This window comes from Kitasatospora brasiliensis (assembly GCF_032654805.1).
Taxonomy (GTDB): Bacteria; Actinomycetota; Actinomycetes; order Streptomycetales; family Streptomycetaceae; genus Kitasatospora; species Kitasatospora brasiliensis.
This window is the reverse complement of the sequence record NZ_JAUOOW010000003.1, coordinates 296,921-316,061: the sequence shown is the minus strand read 5'-3', so window position 1 is coordinate 316,061 and position 19,141 is coordinate 296,921. Positions and strand designations below refer to the sequence as shown.

Annotated in this window: 16 protein-coding genes and 1 pseudogene; 12 read left to right on the top strand and 5 right to left on the bottom strand. The window is 72.4% G+C overall.

The features are described 5' to 3' along the window. Positions 1 to 76 precede the first annotated feature (76 nt). The 3 genes from QWJ13_RS13865 to QWJ13_RS13855 all read right to left on the bottom strand — a co-directional run bounded on the left by QWJ13_RS13865 (position 77) and on the right by QWJ13_RS13855 (position 3,524). On the bottom strand, positions 77 to 1,888 hold the full coding sequence (locus QWJ13_RS13865) for an AMP-binding protein (RefSeq protein ID WP_316524319.1): 1,812 nt from the start codon (positions 1,886 to 1,888) through the stop codon (positions 77 to 79). Between the two features lie 2 nt (positions 1,889 to 1,890). After that, positions 1,891 to 2,889, bottom strand: a complete 999-nt coding sequence (locus QWJ13_RS13860; RefSeq protein ID WP_316524317.1) for a ketoacyl-ACP synthase III family protein — start codon at positions 2,887 to 2,889, stop codon at positions 1,891 to 1,893. A gap of 92 nt (positions 2,890 to 2,981) precedes the next feature. Further along, entirely contained in the window at positions 2,982 to 3,524 is a 543-nt protein-coding gene (locus QWJ13_RS13855) for a hypothetical protein (RefSeq protein WP_316524315.1), read from the bottom strand. A gap of 122 nt (positions 3,525 to 3,646) precedes the next feature. Here QWJ13_RS13855 and QWJ13_RS13850 point away from each other — a divergent pair, with 122 nt between their 5' ends. Then, positions 3,647 to 4,081, top strand: a complete 435-nt coding sequence (locus tag QWJ13_RS13850) for a MarR family winged helix-turn-helix transcriptional regulator (RefSeq protein WP_316524314.1) — start codon at positions 3,647 to 3,649, stop codon at positions 4,079 to 4,081. A gap of 100 nt (positions 4,082 to 4,181) precedes the next feature. Then, positions 4,182 to 4,705: pseudogene (locus tag QWJ13_RS13845) on the top strand (hypothetical protein); the annotation flags it as partial. 488 nt (positions 4,706 to 5,193) lie between these two features. Here the strand turns inward: QWJ13_RS13845 and QWJ13_RS13840 are convergent. Both QWJ13_RS13840 and QWJ13_RS13835 read right to left on the bottom strand, forming a co-directional pair. Further along, entirely contained in the window at positions 5,194 to 6,585 is a 1,392-nt protein-coding gene (locus QWJ13_RS13840) for a hypothetical protein (protein ID WP_316524312.1), read from the bottom strand. Positions 6,586 to 6,654: 69 nt separating this feature from the next. Next, complete coding sequence (locus tag QWJ13_RS13835) at positions 6,655 to 7,920, bottom strand: MFS transporter (protein WP_316524310.1); 1,266 nt, start codon at positions 7,918 to 7,920, stop codon at positions 6,655 to 6,657. Positions 7,921 to 8,478: 558 nt separating this feature from the next. Here QWJ13_RS13835 and QWJ13_RS13830 point away from each other — a divergent pair. From QWJ13_RS13830 to QWJ13_RS13785, 10 genes are all read left to right on the top strand, one after another. Continuing rightward, entirely contained in the window at positions 8,479 to 9,375 is an 897-nt protein-coding gene (locus tag QWJ13_RS13830) for an acetaldehyde dehydrogenase (acetylating) (RefSeq protein WP_316524308.1), read from the top strand. Further along, positions 9,372 to 10,406, top strand: a complete 1,035-nt coding sequence (gene dmpG / locus QWJ13_RS13825) for a 4-hydroxy-2-oxovalerate aldolase (RefSeq protein ID WP_316524307.1) — start codon at positions 9,372 to 9,374, stop codon at positions 10,404 to 10,406. The genes QWJ13_RS13830 and dmpG overlap by 4 nt, the downstream gene beginning before the upstream one ends. Before the next feature lie 98 nt (positions 10,407 to 10,504). Further along, positions 10,505 to 11,293, top strand: a complete 789-nt coding sequence (locus QWJ13_RS13820; RefSeq protein WP_432277521.1) for a cupin-like domain-containing protein — start codon at positions 10,505 to 10,507, stop codon at positions 11,291 to 11,293. Continuing rightward, on the top strand, positions 11,293 to 12,537 hold the full coding sequence (locus QWJ13_RS13815) for an 8-amino-7-oxononanoate synthase family protein (protein ID WP_316524304.1): 1,245 nt from the start codon (positions 11,293 to 11,295) through the stop codon (positions 12,535 to 12,537). Before QWJ13_RS13820 ends, QWJ13_RS13815 begins: the two co-directional genes overlap by 1 nt. Continuing rightward, positions 12,534 to 13,457, top strand: a complete 924-nt coding sequence (locus QWJ13_RS13810) for an HpcH/HpaI aldolase/citrate lyase family protein (RefSeq protein WP_316524303.1) — start codon at positions 12,534 to 12,536, stop codon at positions 13,455 to 13,457. The genes QWJ13_RS13815 and QWJ13_RS13810 overlap by 4 nt, the downstream gene beginning before the upstream one ends. Next, on the top strand, positions 13,454 to 14,437 hold the full coding sequence (locus QWJ13_RS13805) for an ornithine cyclodeaminase family protein (RefSeq protein WP_316524301.1): 984 nt from the start codon (positions 13,454 to 13,456) through the stop codon (positions 14,435 to 14,437). The genes QWJ13_RS13810 and QWJ13_RS13805 overlap by 4 nt, the downstream gene beginning before the upstream one ends. Beyond that, positions 14,424 to 15,773, top strand: a complete 1,350-nt coding sequence (locus QWJ13_RS13800) for a hypothetical protein (protein WP_316524299.1) — start codon at positions 14,424 to 14,426, stop codon at positions 15,771 to 15,773. The genes QWJ13_RS13805 and QWJ13_RS13800 overlap by 14 nt, the downstream gene beginning before the upstream one ends. Beyond that, complete coding sequence (locus tag QWJ13_RS13795; RefSeq protein ID WP_316524297.1) at positions 15,773 to 16,306, top strand: MaoC family dehydratase; 534 nt, start codon at positions 15,773 to 15,775, stop codon at positions 16,304 to 16,306. The genes QWJ13_RS13800 and QWJ13_RS13795 overlap by 1 nt, the downstream gene beginning before the upstream one ends. Before the next feature lie 49 nt (positions 16,307 to 16,355). After that, a complete protein-coding gene (locus tag QWJ13_RS13790) occupies positions 16,356 to 17,867 on the top strand; it encodes an aminopeptidase P family protein (RefSeq protein ID WP_316524295.1) in 1,512 nt (503 codons plus the stop codon). Between the two features lie 155 nt (positions 17,868 to 18,022). Next, the gene (locus QWJ13_RS13785; protein ID WP_316524293.1) at positions 18,023 to 19,141 is read left to right on the top strand and encodes an NHL repeat-containing protein; all 1,119 of its coding nucleotides are present in this window, start codon (positions 18,023 to 18,025) and stop codon (positions 19,139 to 19,141) included.

The window sequence follows — 19,141 nt, the reverse complement described above, 5'->3', positions numbered from 1 at the left end:
ATCACGACCGCAAATCAGCCGGCTCGCCGCCCCCCACCGCATCGCGGTGGACGACGGCGAGCCGGCTTCTCGCTTCTCAGCCCCGCCCGACGAGTCGGAGCAGATGGGCCCGGTCCAGCTTGGCGTGGGCGGTGAGCCGGAAGGCGTCCACCGCGACCACCCGGCCGGGCACCATGTAGCCGGGCAGCACCTGCCCCAGCCGGCGGCGCAGCTCGGCCTCGTCCACCTCGGGCGCCTCCACGCAGAGCACCAACTCCGCGTCGTGGGCCCAGTCCGACTCCCACAGCACCGCGGTGCGCGCCCCGCCGAGGAAGCCCGAGGCGGCGCGCTCGATCTCCCCGGTCTCGACCCGGTAGCCGCGGATCTTCACCTGGTCGTCGAGCCGGCCCCGGTGGTGCAGCAGCCCGCCCTCGGCCCGCTCGACCACGTCGCCGGTCCGGTACCAGCGCCGGCCGTCCCGGTCCGCGGTGAACTTCACCGCGTTCAGCTCCCGGTCGAGGTAGCCGCCGAACACCTGGGCCCCGGCGAGCAGCAGCTCGCCCCGGTCGTCGAGCCGCAGCTCCATCCCGGACACCGGTGTGCCGATCGGCACGATCCGGCTCTCCGGCAGCGGGTCGCCCGGGGCCATCCGGTGGGTGGTGACCCAGATCGTCGCCTCGGTGGGGCCGTAGACGTTGTCGACGACCGCGTTCGGCGCCGCGGCCTGGACCAGCCGGACGGTGTCCACCGGCAGCGGCTCGCCGCCGATCACCACATGGCGCATGCCCGGCATGCTGCCCGGCGCGAGGTTTCCGGCGGCCCCGGCCGACGCCATCAGGCTGGGCGTGCAGGCCATCACCGTCACCCCGTACCGGGCCGCCGTCCCCGCCGGGTCGAGCGCCCGCATCCGGGGCACGGCCAGCAGGGCCGCGCCGGTGCTCCAGGCGCCCCACAGCTCGAACACCGAGAAGTCGAAGGTCAGCCCGTGGCACTGGGAGAAGACGTCGCCCGGACCGGCCCCGAAGGTCGCCAGCGCCTGGTCCAGGAAGGCGTCCACGCTGCGGCGGGTGGTCCCGGCGCCCTTGGGGCGCCCGGTCGAGCCCGAGGTGAAGATGTAGTAGGCGACGCTGTCCGGATCCACCGCGGGCGCGACGGGCAGGGCCGCCGGCGCCGGGGTCGCGGGCACCGCCAGGCCGTCCACGACCTCCAGCCCCAGCCCGTCCAGCGCCGCGAGCTGCGCCGCGACCGGCGGGTCGTCGCTCCGGTCGGCGACCACGACGCAGCGCGCCCCGGCCTGCGCCAGGATGGCGGCGTTGCGCTCCGGCGGGAAGTCGAGCGAGAGCGGCACCACGGTGGCCCCGGCGAACAGCGCCGCCAGGTAGCCGCGGTAGGTCGGGGCCTCCCGCTCGCCGAGCACGGCGACCACGCCGCCCCGGCCGATCCGCTCGGCCAGCGCCCCCGCCTGGACGGCGAGTTCGGCGTAGCGGTAGGTCGTCGCACCGTCGATCACACAGACCGCGTCCGGGTGCCGCCGGGCCGAGGCGAGGAACCGCTCGACCAGCGGGCACACCGCCGCGCCCGCCGGCGCCGGGCCCTCGCCGCTGACGACCGGGCCGCTCCCGGCGACGGCCGGGGCTTCTTCCTCGGAGACCGCACTGTGCTCGCCGACGAAGGACCACAGCGAGCGCGGCGTACGGAACGCCCGCTCGTTGAACGCGCCCAGGGGGATGCCGTAGCGCTCGGAGAGCGTCCGGCCGAGGGTCAGGATGCCCAGCGAGGTGATCCCGTAGGAGGTGAACGGGGTGTCGGGATCGGGCTCCGCGCCGCCCTGCTCGCGCAGGGCCGACAGCAGCACCTCCTCGAAGGCGTCGTCCCACAGGCGCCCGGGTCTGGGGAGGGTTGCGTCCATCGTCACAGGTCCTCGACGATCTCAAGCACCGAGCAGGTGAGGGTGTAGCCGGTGCCGCCGCCGAGCAGCAGCACCCGGTCGCCGCGCTTCAGCTTGCCGGTGGTGAGCAGGTGGTGCAGGCCGATGAACTGGTCGCCGGTGCCGATGTGCCCGGTGGTGCGGCCGAACTCCCAGGTGGAGCGGTCCAGCGGCAGGCCGAGGAAGCGGTCCAGCTGGATCTCGGTGCGCCACTTGGTGGTGACCACGGGGATGACGTACGTCAGGTCCTCGGCGGTGACCCCGGCCTCGGCGAGCGACTTGCCGATGCAGGCGTGCAGCAGCGCCTCCATCCGGCCGTAGTGCTCCAGCATCGGGACCTGGTCCTCGTGGAAGCGCTTGCGCATCTGCTCGAAGTCGATCGGCGAGAGGTCGGCGCCGGAGGAGAAGCCGCCGCCGCGGGCCTCGGCCTCCAGGGAGTTCTCGGCCAGCGTCACGACGGACAGCACCTTGGCGAAGCCGCCGGCGCCGCTGAGCAGCAGCGCGCTGCCGCCGTCGGCGAGCACCGACTGGTCGCCGTACCAGCGCGAGATCCACGGGTTGTCGAAGCGGTCCCCGGTGGTGACCAGCACCGCGTCCTCGGGTCCGTTGACGAAGCGGCGGCCCAGCTCCAGCGAGCCCATCGCGCCGTTGCACTCCTGGACGACGTCGAAGGAGGGCACCGAGGAGCCGACGGTGTGCTGGGCGACGTAGGGCGCGGCCTGCCAGTAGCGGGCGCCCTGGTAGTCGACGTAGGAGTGGAAGAGGGCGCGGACCTCGCCGTAGCCCTCCCCCGCCATCGCGAGCGCGTCGCGCCCGGCGGCGGCCGCCATCTCGGCGGGGTACAGCTCGGTCTCGACGCAGGCCGACTCGACCTCGTCCGCGCGCGCGGCCTCGGGGTCGTAGCCGCCCGCCGCGATGGCCTCTTCGGCGGTCTGCCGCGCCGGCAGGTAGACGCCGACGCCGGCCACGTACAGGTCGTTCATCTGATCACATCGTCCCTGGCTCGGAAGTTCCACAGGCGGGCGGCGGCTCCGAGCCGGGCCTCCGGCCTGATGTCGGTCAGGGCGCAAGCGCCTCAGCCCAGGGAGACATCGGGTTCCCGGGCGGCGGGGGCGTCCGACTGCGGCCGACTCCGCTTGGCGATCCGGTACTTGTACAGCAGCAGCCCGCTACGGGAGACCACCTCGCACAGCGCCATCAGGATCAGGCTGGTCGGCCAGGTCTCGGCGGAGTGCATGTCCAGCCGCTCGCTCAGTCGGCCGATCGCCTCGGCGCCGCCGTGCAGCGCGACGATGCCGAACGCGAGCCGGCCGGCCATGCCGATGATCCACAGCGCGGCGGCCGGAGCGGTCGCGCGGACGACCACGTCGTCACCCTCGCGGTGGACCTTGGTCAGCAGGCCGCAGCCGACGCCGAGCGCGATCCCCACCGCGCCGAGGGTTCCCGCGAAGAGCAGGTCGGAGGTCTCGGCGGGGAAGTCGCCGAAGTACTCGAATCCCGCCCACACCACGAGTCCCACCGGCCACACCAGGCCGAGTGGAGTGGTCTTCCTCCCACGGATCTGGCGCAGGACCAGCGCGATCAGCCCGAGCGAGACGGCCCAGTCAGTCCAGCCCACGATTCTCCTTCGGCAGAGGTTTGCCGCCAAATGCATCACGGGATGATGCATCTCGGGAGATAATTTAGCCCCGCGCACTCACCAGAGCAAGGTCGACCCGAACTCACCGGTAGGATCCACGAATGGACGTTCTGCGACTGCACCGACTTGCCCGGCAGCTCCGGGAGGTCGCCCTCAAGGCCAGCCGGGGCGGGGAGGATTCGCCCATCTCCGTCGGCGACCTCGCGGTCCTGGAGAACGTGGCGCGCTACCCGGACAGCTCCATCGGCGAGATCAGCCAGCGCGCCGGACTGGCGCAGAGCCGGGTCTCCAAGATCGTCCAGGACCTGGTCGAGGCCGGGGTGTTCCAGGCCAACAAGGACGCCAAGGACCGTCGGCAGACCCGGGTCCGGCTGCACCCCGACGCCCACCAGAAGACCTTCGAGGACTACGGCAAGCGCCCGGTCGACTCCGCCCTCGCCGAGACCTTCCCGCACCTGGACGAGGCCGGCCAGGCCCGCGCCACGGAACTGCTGAACGAGCTGGACGAGTTGCTCGCCAAGGGCGACAGCGACTGAGCCGCGGAACGCGCGCGGGCGGGCACCCGGATCCCGGGAGCCGCCCACCCCGAGCGCCGCGCCCGAGGGGCGGCGAAATGCCGGGTTACAGCATGGCGCAATGGATGTGACGCGGTACGTCGACACCCTCCGCCGCGATCTCCTCGTCGCGGCCGAGGCGGGCGGCGACGAGGCCCGCGCGCTCGCCGAGCGCCTGATCGGCCCGCTCGGGTCCACCGCCCGGCTCGCCTTCCTCAACGTGCTGTCGGACGCCGCGAGCGAGATCACCCGCGACATCGCCCCCGGCTCGGTCGACCTGCGGCTGAACGGACTCGACCCCGGCTTCGTCGTCACCCTGCCGGCGCCCGATCCCGCCGCCGAGGACATCGAGGCGAGCGGGTACGGCGCACTGTCGCACGGCAGCGCCCCCGCCGCGCGCCCGTCCAGGGCGAGGAGGGCGCCACGGCCCGGATCGACTTCCGCCCGCCGGAGCAGCTGAAGTCCCGGATCGAGGAGGCCGCCGCACGGGAGGGGCTGTCGGTCGACGCCTGGCTGGTCCGGGCCGTCTCCGCCACTCTCCAGCCGGCCGCGCGCCCCACCGCCCGGCGGGCCCCGCAGGGCGGGCAGAGCCTCTCCGGCCGGGTCGAGCAACCGGGTCGGACCGACCGGCCGGAACCACCGGGCCACCCGGCGCGATACGGCGACCCCGACGCCTGCCGCCGGCGGCGGGCCCGGACACCTCGGAGGACATCCGCATGCCGACCTACCCCACGCCCGAGCCGATCACCGTCGCCGTCGACTGGCGGCCGGCCGGGCGAGGATCGTCGCGAGCGACCGCGTGGACACCGTGGTCGAGGTCCGCCCCTTCGACCCGGCCGTCGCGGCGGAGCGGAGTTCGGGCCCGGCTGAGCCCGAAGGCCGCGACGCGAGAGGACAACCGACCCGTGGGCCTCACGTCGAAGAACGCGAGGCCCACGGGCTTTCCGGCGGAAAAGGCGGACCGCCGGGGCCGACGAATCCGAGCACCGCTTGGTCGCGATGACGAACGTCGGGAGAATTCCCGAGAGTTCGCCATTCGACGACCGGGAAATGGCCGAGCGGCGGCTTTCCGGAACAGTGCCGGCGAAGCGGGATCACTCGCCGCCGTGGAAGACGCAGCCGACCTTGGCGCCGCTGCCCATGCTGACCACGCCCACGGCCGGATCGGCGCTGGCCCGGACGAAACCGCCGCCGTATCCGTCGTCGTCGGCGCCGCGGGCGCCCAGGTAGAGGCCCCAGTTGAGGAAGAGGTCCCGCAGGCCGCCGGCGCCGTCGGGGAAGGGCTCGGCGGCGGGGCGCACCCGGCGCTGGAGCACGTACGGTCCGTCCATCGCCGAGGCGACCTTGCGCTCCCACTCCCCCGGGTCCGCCTCCCAGCCGGCCGTGATCCCGTGGCCGCCGTGCAGCAGGGTCGGCTTGAGGATCAGCTCGTGCCGGTGGGCCAGGGCGTGGGCGAGCATGTCGACCCGGGTGCCGCCCGGGTCCGTGACCCGTGGGCGGACGTACCGCGTCCAGGGCAACAGCCGGTCGACGCAGGCCAGTTCGGCGGCGTCGAACAGCTCGCGGTGCTGCTCGTCGGAGAGGATCGCCAGGGTGCCCTTGTTGCCGTACAGCTCGGCGTCCAGCCGGCTGAACAGGCCCACCGCGCCCTGTTCGGCCGCCGCCAGCAGCGGCTCCAACTGGGCCACCGAGACGGGGTCGGTGAGGTCCTCGGGCAGGAAGTAGCGCAGGACCACGTCGACGGTCCGGCCGGCGACCGTCGGGCGGCCGTTCGGGTAGCTGAACTCGCCGAGGTCGCAGGCGATCCCCTCGGCTCCGTGCTCGGCGAGCTTGTCGGCGAGCACCCGCAGCCGGGGGCCCACCACGGCGAAGTTGTCCACCGTGTCCACCACGGCGACGACGGGAGGCCGGTCGGCGGGGACGTTCGCGGCGCACTCGGCGCGCAGGGTGCGCACCATGTGGCCCAGGGTGTCCTGGTAGCCCAGCCCGTGCCGCCCGACGAACTCCGCCAGCGGCGGGTACGCCAGCATCGCCCGGTTGACGTCGGCGATCTCGAAGCCGCCGAGCGCGCTGGTCAGGTTGAACTCCAGGAGCTTGAACCCCGCGCCGTCGTGGTAGAGGTCGGCCCGCCCCAGTGGAAGGAGGGTCCCGGTCCGGGCGCTGCGCGTGATCAGCGCCGACTGCACGGGGTCCAGGCCGACCGCCGCGGCCAGCGCGGTGGTGCTCCCGCCGTACACCCGCTCCGGCAGCGAGCGCAGCAGCCCGTAGACGGTGTGGAGGTCTTCGACGACGGTGCGGCGCTCGGTCTCGCCGAGGAAGGCCGGGCCGTCCAGGAACCGGTCCTGGTACGCCAGGGTGAGCGTGGCCGACTCCCGGGCGGCGGCGGTCGGGTGCCGCCCGTCCGCCGACGGGTGCCGCGCGAGCTGCTCCGCGTACGCGTGGCCCAGCCGCGACCTGGGGGGCGTGGGCAGGCTCGTGGTCGTCATCGCATGTCCTGACTTGCTAGAGGGTGGTTCCGGGGCTCGCCGCCCGCGCGAACGGCGCGGCCGTCGGGCTCAGTTCGTCTCCGCCGGTGGCAGCGCCTGCTCGGCCCGGGTGATCCAGTGCCGGCGGGCGCCCAGGAAGAGCGCCACCGCGACGGCCGCCATGGCGACCGCGGCGACGGCGAACACGGCGCGGGTGCCGATCTCGGCGGCGAGGAGGCCGCCGGCCGCCGCGCCGATCGGCAGTCCGCCCCAGGACACCAGCCGGTACACGCTGTTCGCCCGCCCGAGCAGGTGCTGGGGCACCAGGGTCTGCCGCAGCACGACCACGACGACGTTCCAGGTCACCGTCCCGCAGGCGAAGATCATCAGGGCCGCGCCGGCCGCGTACACCGAGGGCACCGCGGCCAGCACCGTCTCGCTCACCGTGATCAGCACGGCGGTGGCGACCAACGCGCCCTCCCGGCCCAGGCGTTCCGTCAGGGCGGGGGCGAACCGCGAGGCCAGGACGGCTCCCACCGCCTGGCAGGCGAGCAGCGCGCCGTACCCGAACGCGCCCAGGTGGAGCACCTTGCCGCTGTACACCACCAGGACGGCGAGCATCGCGTTCCCGGCGAGGTTGATGAAGCAGGAGACCAGGGCGAGGCTGCGCAGCAGCTGGTGCGAGAACAGCCAGCGGGCGCCGGCCATCATCTCCGACATCACCCCGGCGCCGGCCGGCCTGCGCTCGACCGGCCGGGTGTGGCGGATGCGGCTGACCAGCACGGCGGAGCACAGGAAGGTGGCCGCGTCCACGCCGAACGGCAGGGCCACCGCGACCCCGAAGATCAGCGCGCCGAGCAGCGGGCCGATGAAGCCGGTGCCCGCCTCCTGGGCGCCCATGATGCGGGCGTTGGCGATGGAGAGTCCGGCCTTGGGGGTGATGAACGGGACGAGCACCTGGGCGGCGTTGCGGCTGAGCACCTCGCCGGTGCCGAGCAGGAACATGCACCCGTAGAGCAGCGGCAACCCGCCCCAGTGGCCGAGGATCCCGGCGGTGAGTGTCGCGAGCAGGGCGGCCCGGACGATGTCGACGCGCACCATCATCTTGCGGATGTCGACGCGGTCGGCCAGCAGCCCGGCCGGGATGCCGAACAGCACGAACGGCGCGGTGAAGGCGACCGACGCCAGGCCGATCAGCCGGGGGTCGTCGGTCAGCCGGGCGGCCAGCAGCGGGCTGGCGGCGATCGTCGCCCCGTCGCCGAGCGAGGAGACGGCGGCGGACCACCACAGCCGGGAGAAGTCACTGCCCAGGCGCAGCCGTTGCGAGTCGGCCCCTGCCACGGTCGATGCGCTCATGACACCCCGTGGCCGTACAGCCGACTGTCCATTGGGTTCCCCTCCGAGATGTGCCGCTCCGTCATTGACGCCCCATCAGCCCGTTGTCGACAGCCGGAGGCCCGCACGGTCAGGAGCACGCGGAACCCGACAATAGTCGGCGTCCGCTGCGGCGTCGAGAGAAAGATCAAGTCGGTTTGCCGAAGCGGTCTGACGCATCAGAAGAAGATCGAATTCCCTGCCGCCGAAAAGGCCCGTGACCTGTCTTCTTCTGATATGTTCGCCGCCGCTGGGCACTGAATCGGTGGCAGCCAACGGGCATGCATGGGAGAGCATGCCGGCGACCGGACGTTCACGTACTGTGTCAAGACCCTCGGCCCGTTCTTGTGCGCGATTGTGATTCGACGCGACGAGCGGGCGGTCGAGCGGTCTTGCATTTCCGCGTCCTCGAAACACATGACCACGCGTCGACTTCCTCAGACACGGTCGGACCGAGGACATCGCGGCAAGTCTCCTGAGTTCCTGAAGCCATGGCTGCCACGGCGCAGCCGCGCACATCGAAGGATGAGGACAACGTTCATGGGAACCTGCGAACCGCTGACGGTCGCCGTCATCGGGACCGGGGCGATCGGCCAGGACCTGGTGAGCAAGATCGACCGGTCGCCGACGTTGGACTGCCGGCTGGTGGCCGGGCGCAATCCGGAGTCGGCGGGCCTGCGGTACGCCGAGAGCCTCGGCTACGCCACCACCGCCGGCGGCATCGAGGCCGTCCTGGCCGCCCCGCGCCCGTTCGACGTCGTCTTCGACGCCACCAGCGCCGCCGCCCACCGGGAGCACTGGGCCCTGCTGGAGCCGCTCGGGACACTGGTGATCGATCTGACGCCCAGCAAGGTCGGGCGGATGGTGGCGCCCACCGTGACCGGGGTGTCCCCGGCCACCGGACGCAACGTCAACCTGATCAGCTGCGGCGGCCAGGCCTCCGTCCCGGTCGTGCACGCGCTCGCCGCGCACTTCCCGGTGACGTACTTCGAGGTCGTCTCGACCGTGGCCAGCGAGTCCGCGGGCCGCGCGACCAGGATGAACCTGGACGAGTACGTGGCGACCACCGGCCACGCGGTGTCGACCTTCTCCGGTGTCGCCGACGTCAAGGCGATCCTCAACATCAGCCCGGCGGTGCCGCCGGCGACCTTCCGCACCGCCGTCCACGCCCGGATCGCCGACGCCGACCCGGTGGCGGTGCGCGCGGTGGTCGACAAGGTGGCCGAGGAGGTCCGCTCCTTCGCCCCCGGCTACGCGGTGGTCGCCTGCACCGCGGTCGACGACCTGGTGACGGTCACCCTCCAGGTCATGGCCCACAGCGACGTGCTGCCGCCGTACGCCGGGAACCTCGACATCATCAACTCCGCCGCCGTCATGGTCGCCGAGCAGTACGCGGCCCGGCCGGAGCGCACGGCCCGGACGGGAGTGAGCGCATGACGACCGAACTCAAGAAGCAGCTGGTGATCCACGATCCGACGCTGCGCGACGGCCAGCACGCCGTCCGCCACCGGCTCGGGGCGGACGCGCTGCGCCGGTACGCCGAGGCGGCGGACGCCGCCCGGATCCCGGTGGTGGAGGTCGGCCACGGCAACGGCCTGGGCGCCTCCTCGCTCCAGGTCGGCCAGGCCGCGGTGAGCGACGACGAGATGCTGTCGACCGTCCGCGAGGCGCTGCGCCACAGCCGGATGGGCGTCTTCATGCTGCCCGGCTGGGGCACCTCCGGCGACCTGGAGCGGGCGATCGACCACGGCGCGGACGTCGTCCGGATCGGGGTGCACGCCACCGAGGTGACGCTGGCCGAGCGCCACCTGGGCTTCCTGCGGGACGCCGGCGCCGAGGCCCACTGCGTGCTGATGATGAGCCACATGGCCACCCCCGAGGAGCTGGCCGAACAGGCCGCCCGCGCCGTCGGGTACGGCGCCCAGGCCGTCGGGATCATGGACTCCGCGGGCCACTTCCTGCCCGCCGACGTCACCGCGCGGATCGGCGCGATCGTCGAGGCGGTCGGCGAGGCCCCGGTGATCTTCCACGGGCACAACAACCTCGGGATGGCGGTGGCCAACTCGGTGGCCGCGGCCGACGCCGGAGCGCTGATCATCGACGGCTGCGCCCGCGGCTTCGGCGCCGGGGCGGGCAACACCCAGCTGGAGGTGCTGGTCCCGGTGCTGGAGCGCAGCGGCTACGCCACCGGCATCGACCTGTACGCGCTGCTGGACGCCGCCGACCTCGCCGAGCGCGAACTCATGCCCGCGCCCCCGGTGACCGCCTCGATGAGCATCGTCAGCGGCCTGGCGGGCGTGTTCTCCGGATTCAAGCACCGGGTCGTCCAACTCTCCGCGGACGCCGGTGTGGACCCCCGCGACGTCTTCTTCGAACTCGGCCGGCGCCAGACCATCGCCGGTCAGGAGGACGTGATCGTGGACGTGGTGGCGGAGCTGAGCGGCCGCAGGGCCGACGCAGGTATATGACCGGTCTTCAGAGAGGGAGGACAGGCGACATGGCAGTGGTTCCCGGGTCGAACAGGACGGCGGGGGTGGACGTCACCCGCCTGACGTTCGAGCAATTCATGGCCGTCGGCCCCCAGGGGCTGTACGCGGCCGACCGCCCCGTGGTGATCAAGCTCCCGGACAGCGTGCAGGGGCTCGGACGGGACGAAGTGGCGGCGCGGCTGGCCGAGATGACCGTCACCCTGTTCAGCGAGCCGGGCGACAAGAACCACCCCGGCCGCTGGGAGACCCGCGACATCCTGCTCCGCGACTTCTTCGCGGACGAGCGGCACCTCACCAACACGGGCACCTGGCACCGGGTGGTGTCCAACATCCGCAGCAGCCCGTCCGACGTGAACGCGGTGATCGGCTTCGACGCCGAGAAGCTCTTCGGCTACGGCAACGCCCTGTACGCGGCGAACCTGTGGATCAGCCACCAGGGCGTGTTCACCAAGAACCACTTCGACGAGTTCGAGAACTTCAACATCGCGCTGGAGGGCCGCAAGCGGTTCATCATCGCGCCCCCCGGCGTGCGCGACTACTACCCGCGCTCCGTCCTGCGGGGGTACGGCGACAAGTCCCGGGTGTTCGACCTCGACGACGTCGACCTGAAGCGCTACCCGCGGCTGGCGGCCAAGCTCGCCCAGCGCCGTGACTTCGTCCTCGAACCGGGCCACATGCTCTACCTGCCGCTCGGCTGGTGGCACCAGGCCGAGTCGCTGGACGACATCAACATCAACGTCAATTTCTGGCTCAAGTCCAAGAAGATCCTCCGTCGGCCGCACGTGCTGGGCGTCGCCCTGTACACGTACGCCTACCGGAGGCTCAAGGGCGTCTACAGCTACAAGCCCACCGAGGTGAACTCCTGATGAGCGAGCTCAAGTCCATCACCCCCGCCCACCTGTACCGCAACAACGACAAGCTCATCGGAATCGGCAACGCCTTCTGGAACACGTCCTACGAGAACGGCGTCGCCGGTGTCGTCGGCGACCTCAAGGACGGCGTCCTCACGATGGCCGACGGGCACCGGTTCGTGAACTTCACGGTGTGCTCGTACCTGGACCTGGACACCCACCCCAAGGTCATCGACGGCGCGGTCGAGTCGCTGCGCCGCTTCGGCGTGCTGGACCACTGCATCCCGCGCACCCGGGTGCAGACCTCCGTCCTGCTGGAGCTGGAGGAGTCGCTCGGCGAGCTGTTCGGCGCGATGGTGATCAGCGCGCTGTCCACCGCCGCGGCCAGCACCGGCCTGCTCCCGCTGATCGCCTCGGGCCACCTCGGCAACGGCACCCGCCCGCTGATGGTGTTCGACAAGAACGCCCACGTCTCGATGGGCAACGCCAAGCCGGCCTGCGCCGACGAGACCGAGGTCGTCACCAGCAAGCACCACGACCTCGACTTCCTTGAGGACATGTGCCGCACCTACGAGCGGGTCTGCTACGTGGTCGACGGCTCGGACAGCCTCGGCGGCTACGCCCCCGTCAAGGAGCTGGCCGTGCTCCAGGAGAAGTACAACCTCCTGGTCTTCTACGATGACTCCCACTCGCTGTCCGCGTACGGCGAGCGCGGCATCGGCTACGTCCGCTCGCACGCCCCGATCCTGGACGAGCGGACCATCACCGTCGCCACCCTGACCAAGGGCTTCGGGGCCGGCGGCACCGCGATCCTGCTGGACGGCTACTCCGACGACACCCGGCGGATGATCGAGCGCTTCGCCGGCCCGCTGGGCTACTCGCAGAAGATGAACGCCGCGGCCGTCGGCGCGGCGATGGCCTCGGCCGAGATCCACCGCACCGAGGAGCTGAACCAGCTCCAGGCGAAGCTGCGGGCCAACATCTCGCTGTTCGACTCGCTGGTCACCACCGAGCAGGCCGAGGCCACCTTCCCGATCCGGGTCGTGCCGATGAGCGACGACACCGTCGTCCCGGCCGCCAAGCAGGTCTTCGAGGCCGGCTTCTACACCTCGCCGGTGTTCTTCCCGATCGTCGCCCGCGGCACCGCCGGTCTGCGCGTGATGCTGCGGGCCGGCCAGAGCGAGGAGCAGATCCGCCGGCTCGCCGCCGCCCTGATCCAGGCCGGGGCGCGTCCCGCGGCCGGGCCGGTGGCCGAGTGACGGCCGAGGTCCGGGCGGTACCGCGCAGCATCCTGTACACCCCGGCGCTCTCGCTGGAGCGGGTGGTGAACGCCTGGTCGTACGACGCGGACGTGCACCTGGTCGACCTGGAGGACTCCGTCCCGCCGGCCGACAAGCCCGCCGCCCGCGAGATCTGCCGGGCGGCGCTGGAGAAGTCGCCGCGGCCGGAGAACGTCGCCGTGCGGATCAACGAGCTGGGCAGCCTCGCCGCGGTGCGTGACATCGCGATGCTGGCCGACTCCCCGGTGAGGCCCGGCATCGTCCTGATGACGATGGTGACCTCGGCGGAGGAGATCGACCTGCTGCGCCGGATGCTGGCCTCGGCGGGCGCGCGTCCGGAGGTCTACGTGACGGTGGAGACGGTCGAGTCCATCGACCGGATCGACTCCATCGCGCGCGCCGCCGACGGCCTGGTGTTCGGCTCCGCCGACCTGGCCGCCACGCTCGGCGTCGACATCAGCTGGGAGGCCATGCTGGCGGCCCGCCAGGCGATGGCGATGGCCTGCGCCCGGTTCGGCACCGCGTGCGTCGACACGGCCAACTACCGGCTCGCCGAACCGGCCGTGCTCACCGAGGAGACCACCCGGGTCAGGGCTCTGGGCTTCCACGGCAAGGCGACGGTGCACCCGCGCGAGCTCGACGTGATCAACCGGATCCTGCGGCCCCGGCCGGAGGACGTGGCCCAGGCCCGGCGGGTGACCCGGGCCGTGGCCGAGGCGGGCGGCGGGATCGCCGTCGTGGACGGCAGCATGGTCGGCCCGCCGTTCGCCCGGCGGGCGCGCGACACCGTGGCCCGCGGGGACGCCTGGACGAATCGATTCGGCAAGGACGACAGCGACGGCAGCGACGGCAGCGACGGCCGCGCCGCCGTCGACGCCGGAAAGGGCGGCGAGGCATGACCGCACCCGTGATGGTCCAGGCCGCCGACATGGCCGGCCCCCAGGCCATGACCAGGGTGATCGACACCCTCGGCGAGATGTTCGTCGACCTCGCCGCCGGCCGGACCGCTTCCCCGGCCCGCACCGTCATCGAGCACGGCGAGCAGCGCGTCCTGCTGGTCAGCCCCGCCGTCTGGCAGCGGCGCGGGGTGGGCAGCGTCAAGGTCACCACGCTGACCCCGGACAACCCGGCGAACGGGCTGCCGCTGATCCACGGGATCGTGGCGCTCACCGACCTGGCGACCGGCCGGATCACCGCCCTGCTGGAGGGTGCCGAGCTCACCGCCGTGCGCACCGGCGCGGTCGCCGCCCTGGCGACCCGCTGGTGCACCGCCGAGGACGCCGACGAGCTGACGGTGATCGGCGCGGGCGTGCAGGCGCGCGCCCTGATCCGGGCGGTGTCCGCGGTGCGCCCGATCCGCTCGGTGCGGATCCACTCGCGCACCCGGGCCGGCGCCGAGCGGCTCGCGGAGTGGGTCCGCGGCACCGGGGCCGTCCGCGCGACGGTCTTCGACACCGCGCGGGAGGCCGTCGCCGACGCGCCGATCATCTGCACGGCCACCTCCACCGATGACGCCACCCCCGTGGTGGAGGCCGGTTGGGTGGCCACCGGAGCGCACGTGAACGCGATCGGCGGCACCCACCCCGACGCGATCGAGCTCGACCCGGCCCTGCTGGCCGAGGCCGTGACGGTCGTCGAGGACCGGACCGCGGCGCTGGACGGCGCGGGCGAGATCCGGGCCGCCCTGACGGGCGGCCTGGTCAAGACCGACGACCTGTACGAACTGGGCCGGCTGGTGAGCGGCGAGGTCTCCGCCCTCGGCCGCACCTCGGTGCTGCGCACGGTCGGCATGGCCATCGAGGACACCGCCGCCGCGGTGGCGCTGTTCGAGCAGCACCGGGCGGCCACAGGGGAGGGAGCGTCGGATGGACGCGCATGACGGCACGGGTGCCGGCCACCCGTGGTTCGGGACGCACCGGCTGAAGCCGGCCGCGTCGGCGGACACCATCAGGCAGATGCTGCGCCACGAGCTGCGGGACACCGGCTGGCCGCACCAGCGGGTGCTGCCCGCGGCGCCGATGGCGATCCCGCGCGCGGCCTACGCCGAGATCTTCCGGGTGAGCGTCACCCTGATCGAGCTGCTGCGCCGCACCGCCCTGGAGACCGGGCGCACCACCGCCGACCGGCTGGCGGCCTACGGCATGCCCGCCGAGGAGGACCGGCTGTGGATGGCCGACCCCTTCGTCGAGGAGCGGTACGCCGACAGCGTGGTCCGTCCCGACCTGGTGATCGGGCCGAACGGGCCGCAGTTCGTGGAGTTCAACGTCAGCGGCGCGCTCGGCGGCGTGGTGGAGACCCAGAGCCGGCTGGCGGTGTGGAACCGGCTGCACGCCGACGACGAGGGCCGGACCCCGTACCGCTCGCCGAACCCGCTGGCCGTGCGCGCCGAGATGTTCCGCTCGCTCGGCTCGGAGCTGGCGCTGGCGCCGCGGGTGGCCATCGTCGGCAGCTCGAAGGTGATCGGCGTGCAGCCGCGCTACTTCGAGATGGAGGCCGAGTACTACAACAGCCACGGCCTGACCGCGCGCTTCTTCGAGCCGGAGGAGCTGCACCAGGCGTGGGACTGCGCGCCGAACCTGCGCTACCCCATCGGGCTGCGCAACTTCACCATCCCGGACTGGCTGGAGGTCGGTCTCGACACCACGCCGGTCCAGGACGCCCTGGACAACGGCTGCGTGCTGGTGGGCACCCAGACCTCGACCTTCATGCACAGCAAGCTCACCATGGGCCTGTTGTCGGAGGGTCGGCCGTGGATGACCGAGGGCGAGCGCCGGCTCGTCGAGCGGTACCTGCCGTGGACGCGCGTCCTCACCGAGCGCCGGACCGAGCGCCAGGGGCAGCAGGTGGACCTGCTGCCGTTCGTGCTGGGCAATCGCGAACTGCTGGTGCTCAAGGCGGGCCTGGGCGAGTGCGGGCAGCAGGTGGTCATCGGCCGTGACGTCGACCAGGCCGCCTGGGAGTCCGCGGTCGGCGGGGCCCTGGACGGCACCAGCGTGGTGCAGGAGTTCGTGGAGCCGCAGCGCTGCCGGGTCTCGCTGATCGCCGACGACCGCGACGAGCCGTACGAGGCCGATGTCGCGCCGGTGCTCGGCCCGCTGGTGTTCGGCGGCCGCCCGGCCGGGCTGTTCTGCCGCTTCTACGGCGACGGCACCGCCGGGATCGTCAGCGTCCGCGGCGGGATCAGCAGCTCCGACAACGTGATGGTGGCGATCTGATGACTCTTCGCAAGGTCGACGACAACGAGTACGTCGAGGAACACGGCGGGGACTTCGAGGACTTCGAGCCCGGCATGGTGATCCGGCACTGGCCGGGCCGCACCCTCTCCGAGGCCGACAACACCTGGCTGACCCTGCTGACGATGAACCAGCACCCGCTGCACTTCGACCGGCACTACGGGGCCGGCGCGGAGTACGGCAAGGTCCTGGTGAACAGCGGCATCACGCTCTGCCTGATCGGCGGGATGACGGTGCAGGCGCTGTCGGCGCGGGCGGTGGCCAATCTGGGCTGGGACAAGGTCCGGCTGAAGGAGCCCGTCTTCGTCGGCGACACCCTGTACGCGACGAGCCGCATCCTGGACAAGCGGCTGTCCAAGTCCCGGCCGGGGCAGGGCATCATCACGGTGGAGACGACGGGCACGAAGTCGACGGGCGAGACCGTCATCGTCTTCGAGCGGTCGTTCATGGTGCGCTGCCGCGAGGCGGCCGCCCGGGAGACCGCCGCCGACGGCACCACCACGCAAGGATCTTGAACGATCGCCGGCATCCACGCACGATCGTTCGATATGACAGGATTTTGAAATGACCAGCGAGAATCAGCCCAAGGCCGGCCACCGTGACACTCCCGTGAGCACCGCCTTCCGCGAGTTCATGGCCTCCGGATGGGCGGCCGACGACCGCTCCCCCACGCCCCGGGCCGAGGTGGCCGACCACGCGGCCCGCCGCCGGGCGGCGCTGTCCGAGCGGTTCCCCGGCGAGCGGATCGTCGTCCCGGCCGGCGGCCTGAAGGTGCGCAGCAACGACACCGACTTCACCTTCCGCCCGCACACCGCCTTCGCCCACCTGTCCGGGCTCGGCTCGCACGCGGAGCCCGACAGCGCCCTGGTGCTGGAGCCCGCCCCCGAGGGCGGCCACCACGCCGTGCTGTACTTCCGCCCGCCGGCCCCGCGGGACACCGAGGAGTTCTACACCGACTCCCGGTACGGGGAGTTCTGGGTGGGCTACCGCCCCACCATCGCCGACCTCGAATCGGAACTCGGCCTCACCGCCCGCCACATCGACGAGCTCGCCGCCGACCTGGCGAAGGACGAGGCCGCCGCCCGGCTGCGCGTGGTCCGCTCGGCCGACGGGAAGCTCGCCGAGCTCGTCGACACCACCCGCACCCAAGCGGGCAGCCCGCTGTCCGCCGAGGAGCAGGAGGAGGCCGACGAGGAGCTCGCCCGCGAGCTGTCCTCGATGCGCCTGCTCAAGGACGCGTGGGAGGTGGGCGAGATGCGCAAGGCCGTCGCCGCCACCCACCAGGGCTTCGAGGCGATCATCGCCACCCTCCCGGAGGCCGTCCGCAAGGGCCGCGGCGAGCGCTGGGTCGAGGGCGTCTTCGGCCTGTACGCGCGGCACGAGGGCAACGGCATCGGCTACGAGTCGATCTGCGCGTCCGGCGACCACGCCAACACCATCCACTGGACGAAGAACACCGGTGAGGTCCGCGAGGGCGACCTGATCCTGGTCGACGCCGGGATCGAGATCGACTCCCTGTTCACCGCCGACATCACCCGCACCCTGCCGGTGAACGGCCGCTTCACCGACGTCCAGCGCCGGATCTACGACGCCGTCCACGAGGCCCAGCAGGCCGGCATGGAGGCGGTGAAGCCCGGCAACAGGTTCAGCGACATCCACGCCGCCGCCAACAAGGTCATCGCCCGGCACCTGTTCGAGTGGGGCCTGCTGCCCGAGGGCGTCACCCTGGAGCAGACCCTGGACCAGGAGAACGGCGGCTGGCACCGCCGCTGGATGGTCCACGGCACCTCCCACCACCTGGGCATGGACGTCCACGACTGCCAGCTGATGCTGCGCGAGGAGTACATGGACGGCGAGCTGAAGCCGGGCATGGTCCTCACCGTCGAGCCGGGCCTGTACTTCAAGGCGGACGACCTGCTGGCCCCGGAGGAGTTCCGCGGCATCGGCGTGCGCATCGAGGACGACGTGCTGGTCACCGAGGACGGCTACGAGAACCTCTCCGCCGCGATGCCGCGCACCTCCCACGAGGTGGAGGAGTGGATCGCCCGGGTCTCGGGCGCCGCCGGGAACCGCTGACCGGACGGTGGGTGGCGCCCGGCGCCGCCCACCGTGCCCTGCATTCGGCCGATGCCCCCGGGCATCGGCCGTTCGGCATGCCTAGCGTGGCACTCCGGGGGGCACTCCGCGGGCCAGGACGACCGGTCCGGCCCGCCCTCCGGGAGGCAGTACAGATGAAGCTTCGGGCATGTTCCAGCGCGCTGGTGACCGCCGCGCTGACCCTCGCCGCGACCGCCGTCGCGTCCCCGGCCGGGGCCACGGACCAGCCGCCGTTCCTGAACCGGCTGAACACCGTGTCCACCGTCGCGTCCACCGTCCCCGGGAACGGCGACGTGAACCCGTACGGCACCTTCACCATCCAGGAGAGCACCGGTGACCTGCACCGGGTCAACGTCCTGATCAGCAACTTCAACAACGCGGCCAACCTCCAGGGCCTCGGCACCACCCTGGTCCAGATCACCCCGGGCGGCACCCGGACCACCTTCGCCACGATCGACCCGAACAACCTGCCCGGGCCCTGCCCCGGCGGGGTCGGCCTCACCACGGCGCTGACCGTGCTGCCCGGCGGCTGGGTCGTGGTCGGCAGCCTCCCCACCGCGGACGGCACCTCCGCCACCGCCCGGGCCGGCTGTCTGCTGGTGCTCGACAAGCACGGGACGGTCCGCGAGACGATCGCGGGCGACGGCATCAACGGCCCGTGGGACATGACCGCCGTCAGCGACGGCCCGCGCAGCGACCTGTTCGTCACCAACGTCCTCAACGGGACGGTCGCCGGCGGCGGCGCCGAGGTCGACCAGGGCACCGTCCTGCGGATCACCCTGTGCACCGACGGCGACCAGCCGCCCGCCCGGGTGGCCACCACCGTGATCGGCTCCGGCTTCGCCCAGCGGACCGACCCGGCCGCGCTGGTGGTCGGCCCGACCGGCGTCGGCCTCGGCCACGACGGCACCCTCTTCGTCGCCGACACGGTGCTGAGCCGGATCACCGCCATCCCGCGCGCGCTGACCCGTGACGACAGCGCGGGCACCGGCCGGGTCGTCACCGCGGGCGGCGGCCTCAACGGCCCGCTGGGGATGGCGATCACGCCCGGCGGCGACATCCTGACCGTGAACGGCGGCGACGGCAACATCGTCGAGACCACCGAACGCGGCCGGCAGGTGGCGACCAAGCCGATCAACAACGAGGGCACCCCGCCCGGGGCCGGGGCCCTGTTCGGCCTCGCCCTGAACCAGGCCCGCGACGCGGTCTACTTCGTCAACGACGCCGACAACGCCCTCGACATCCTGCACTGA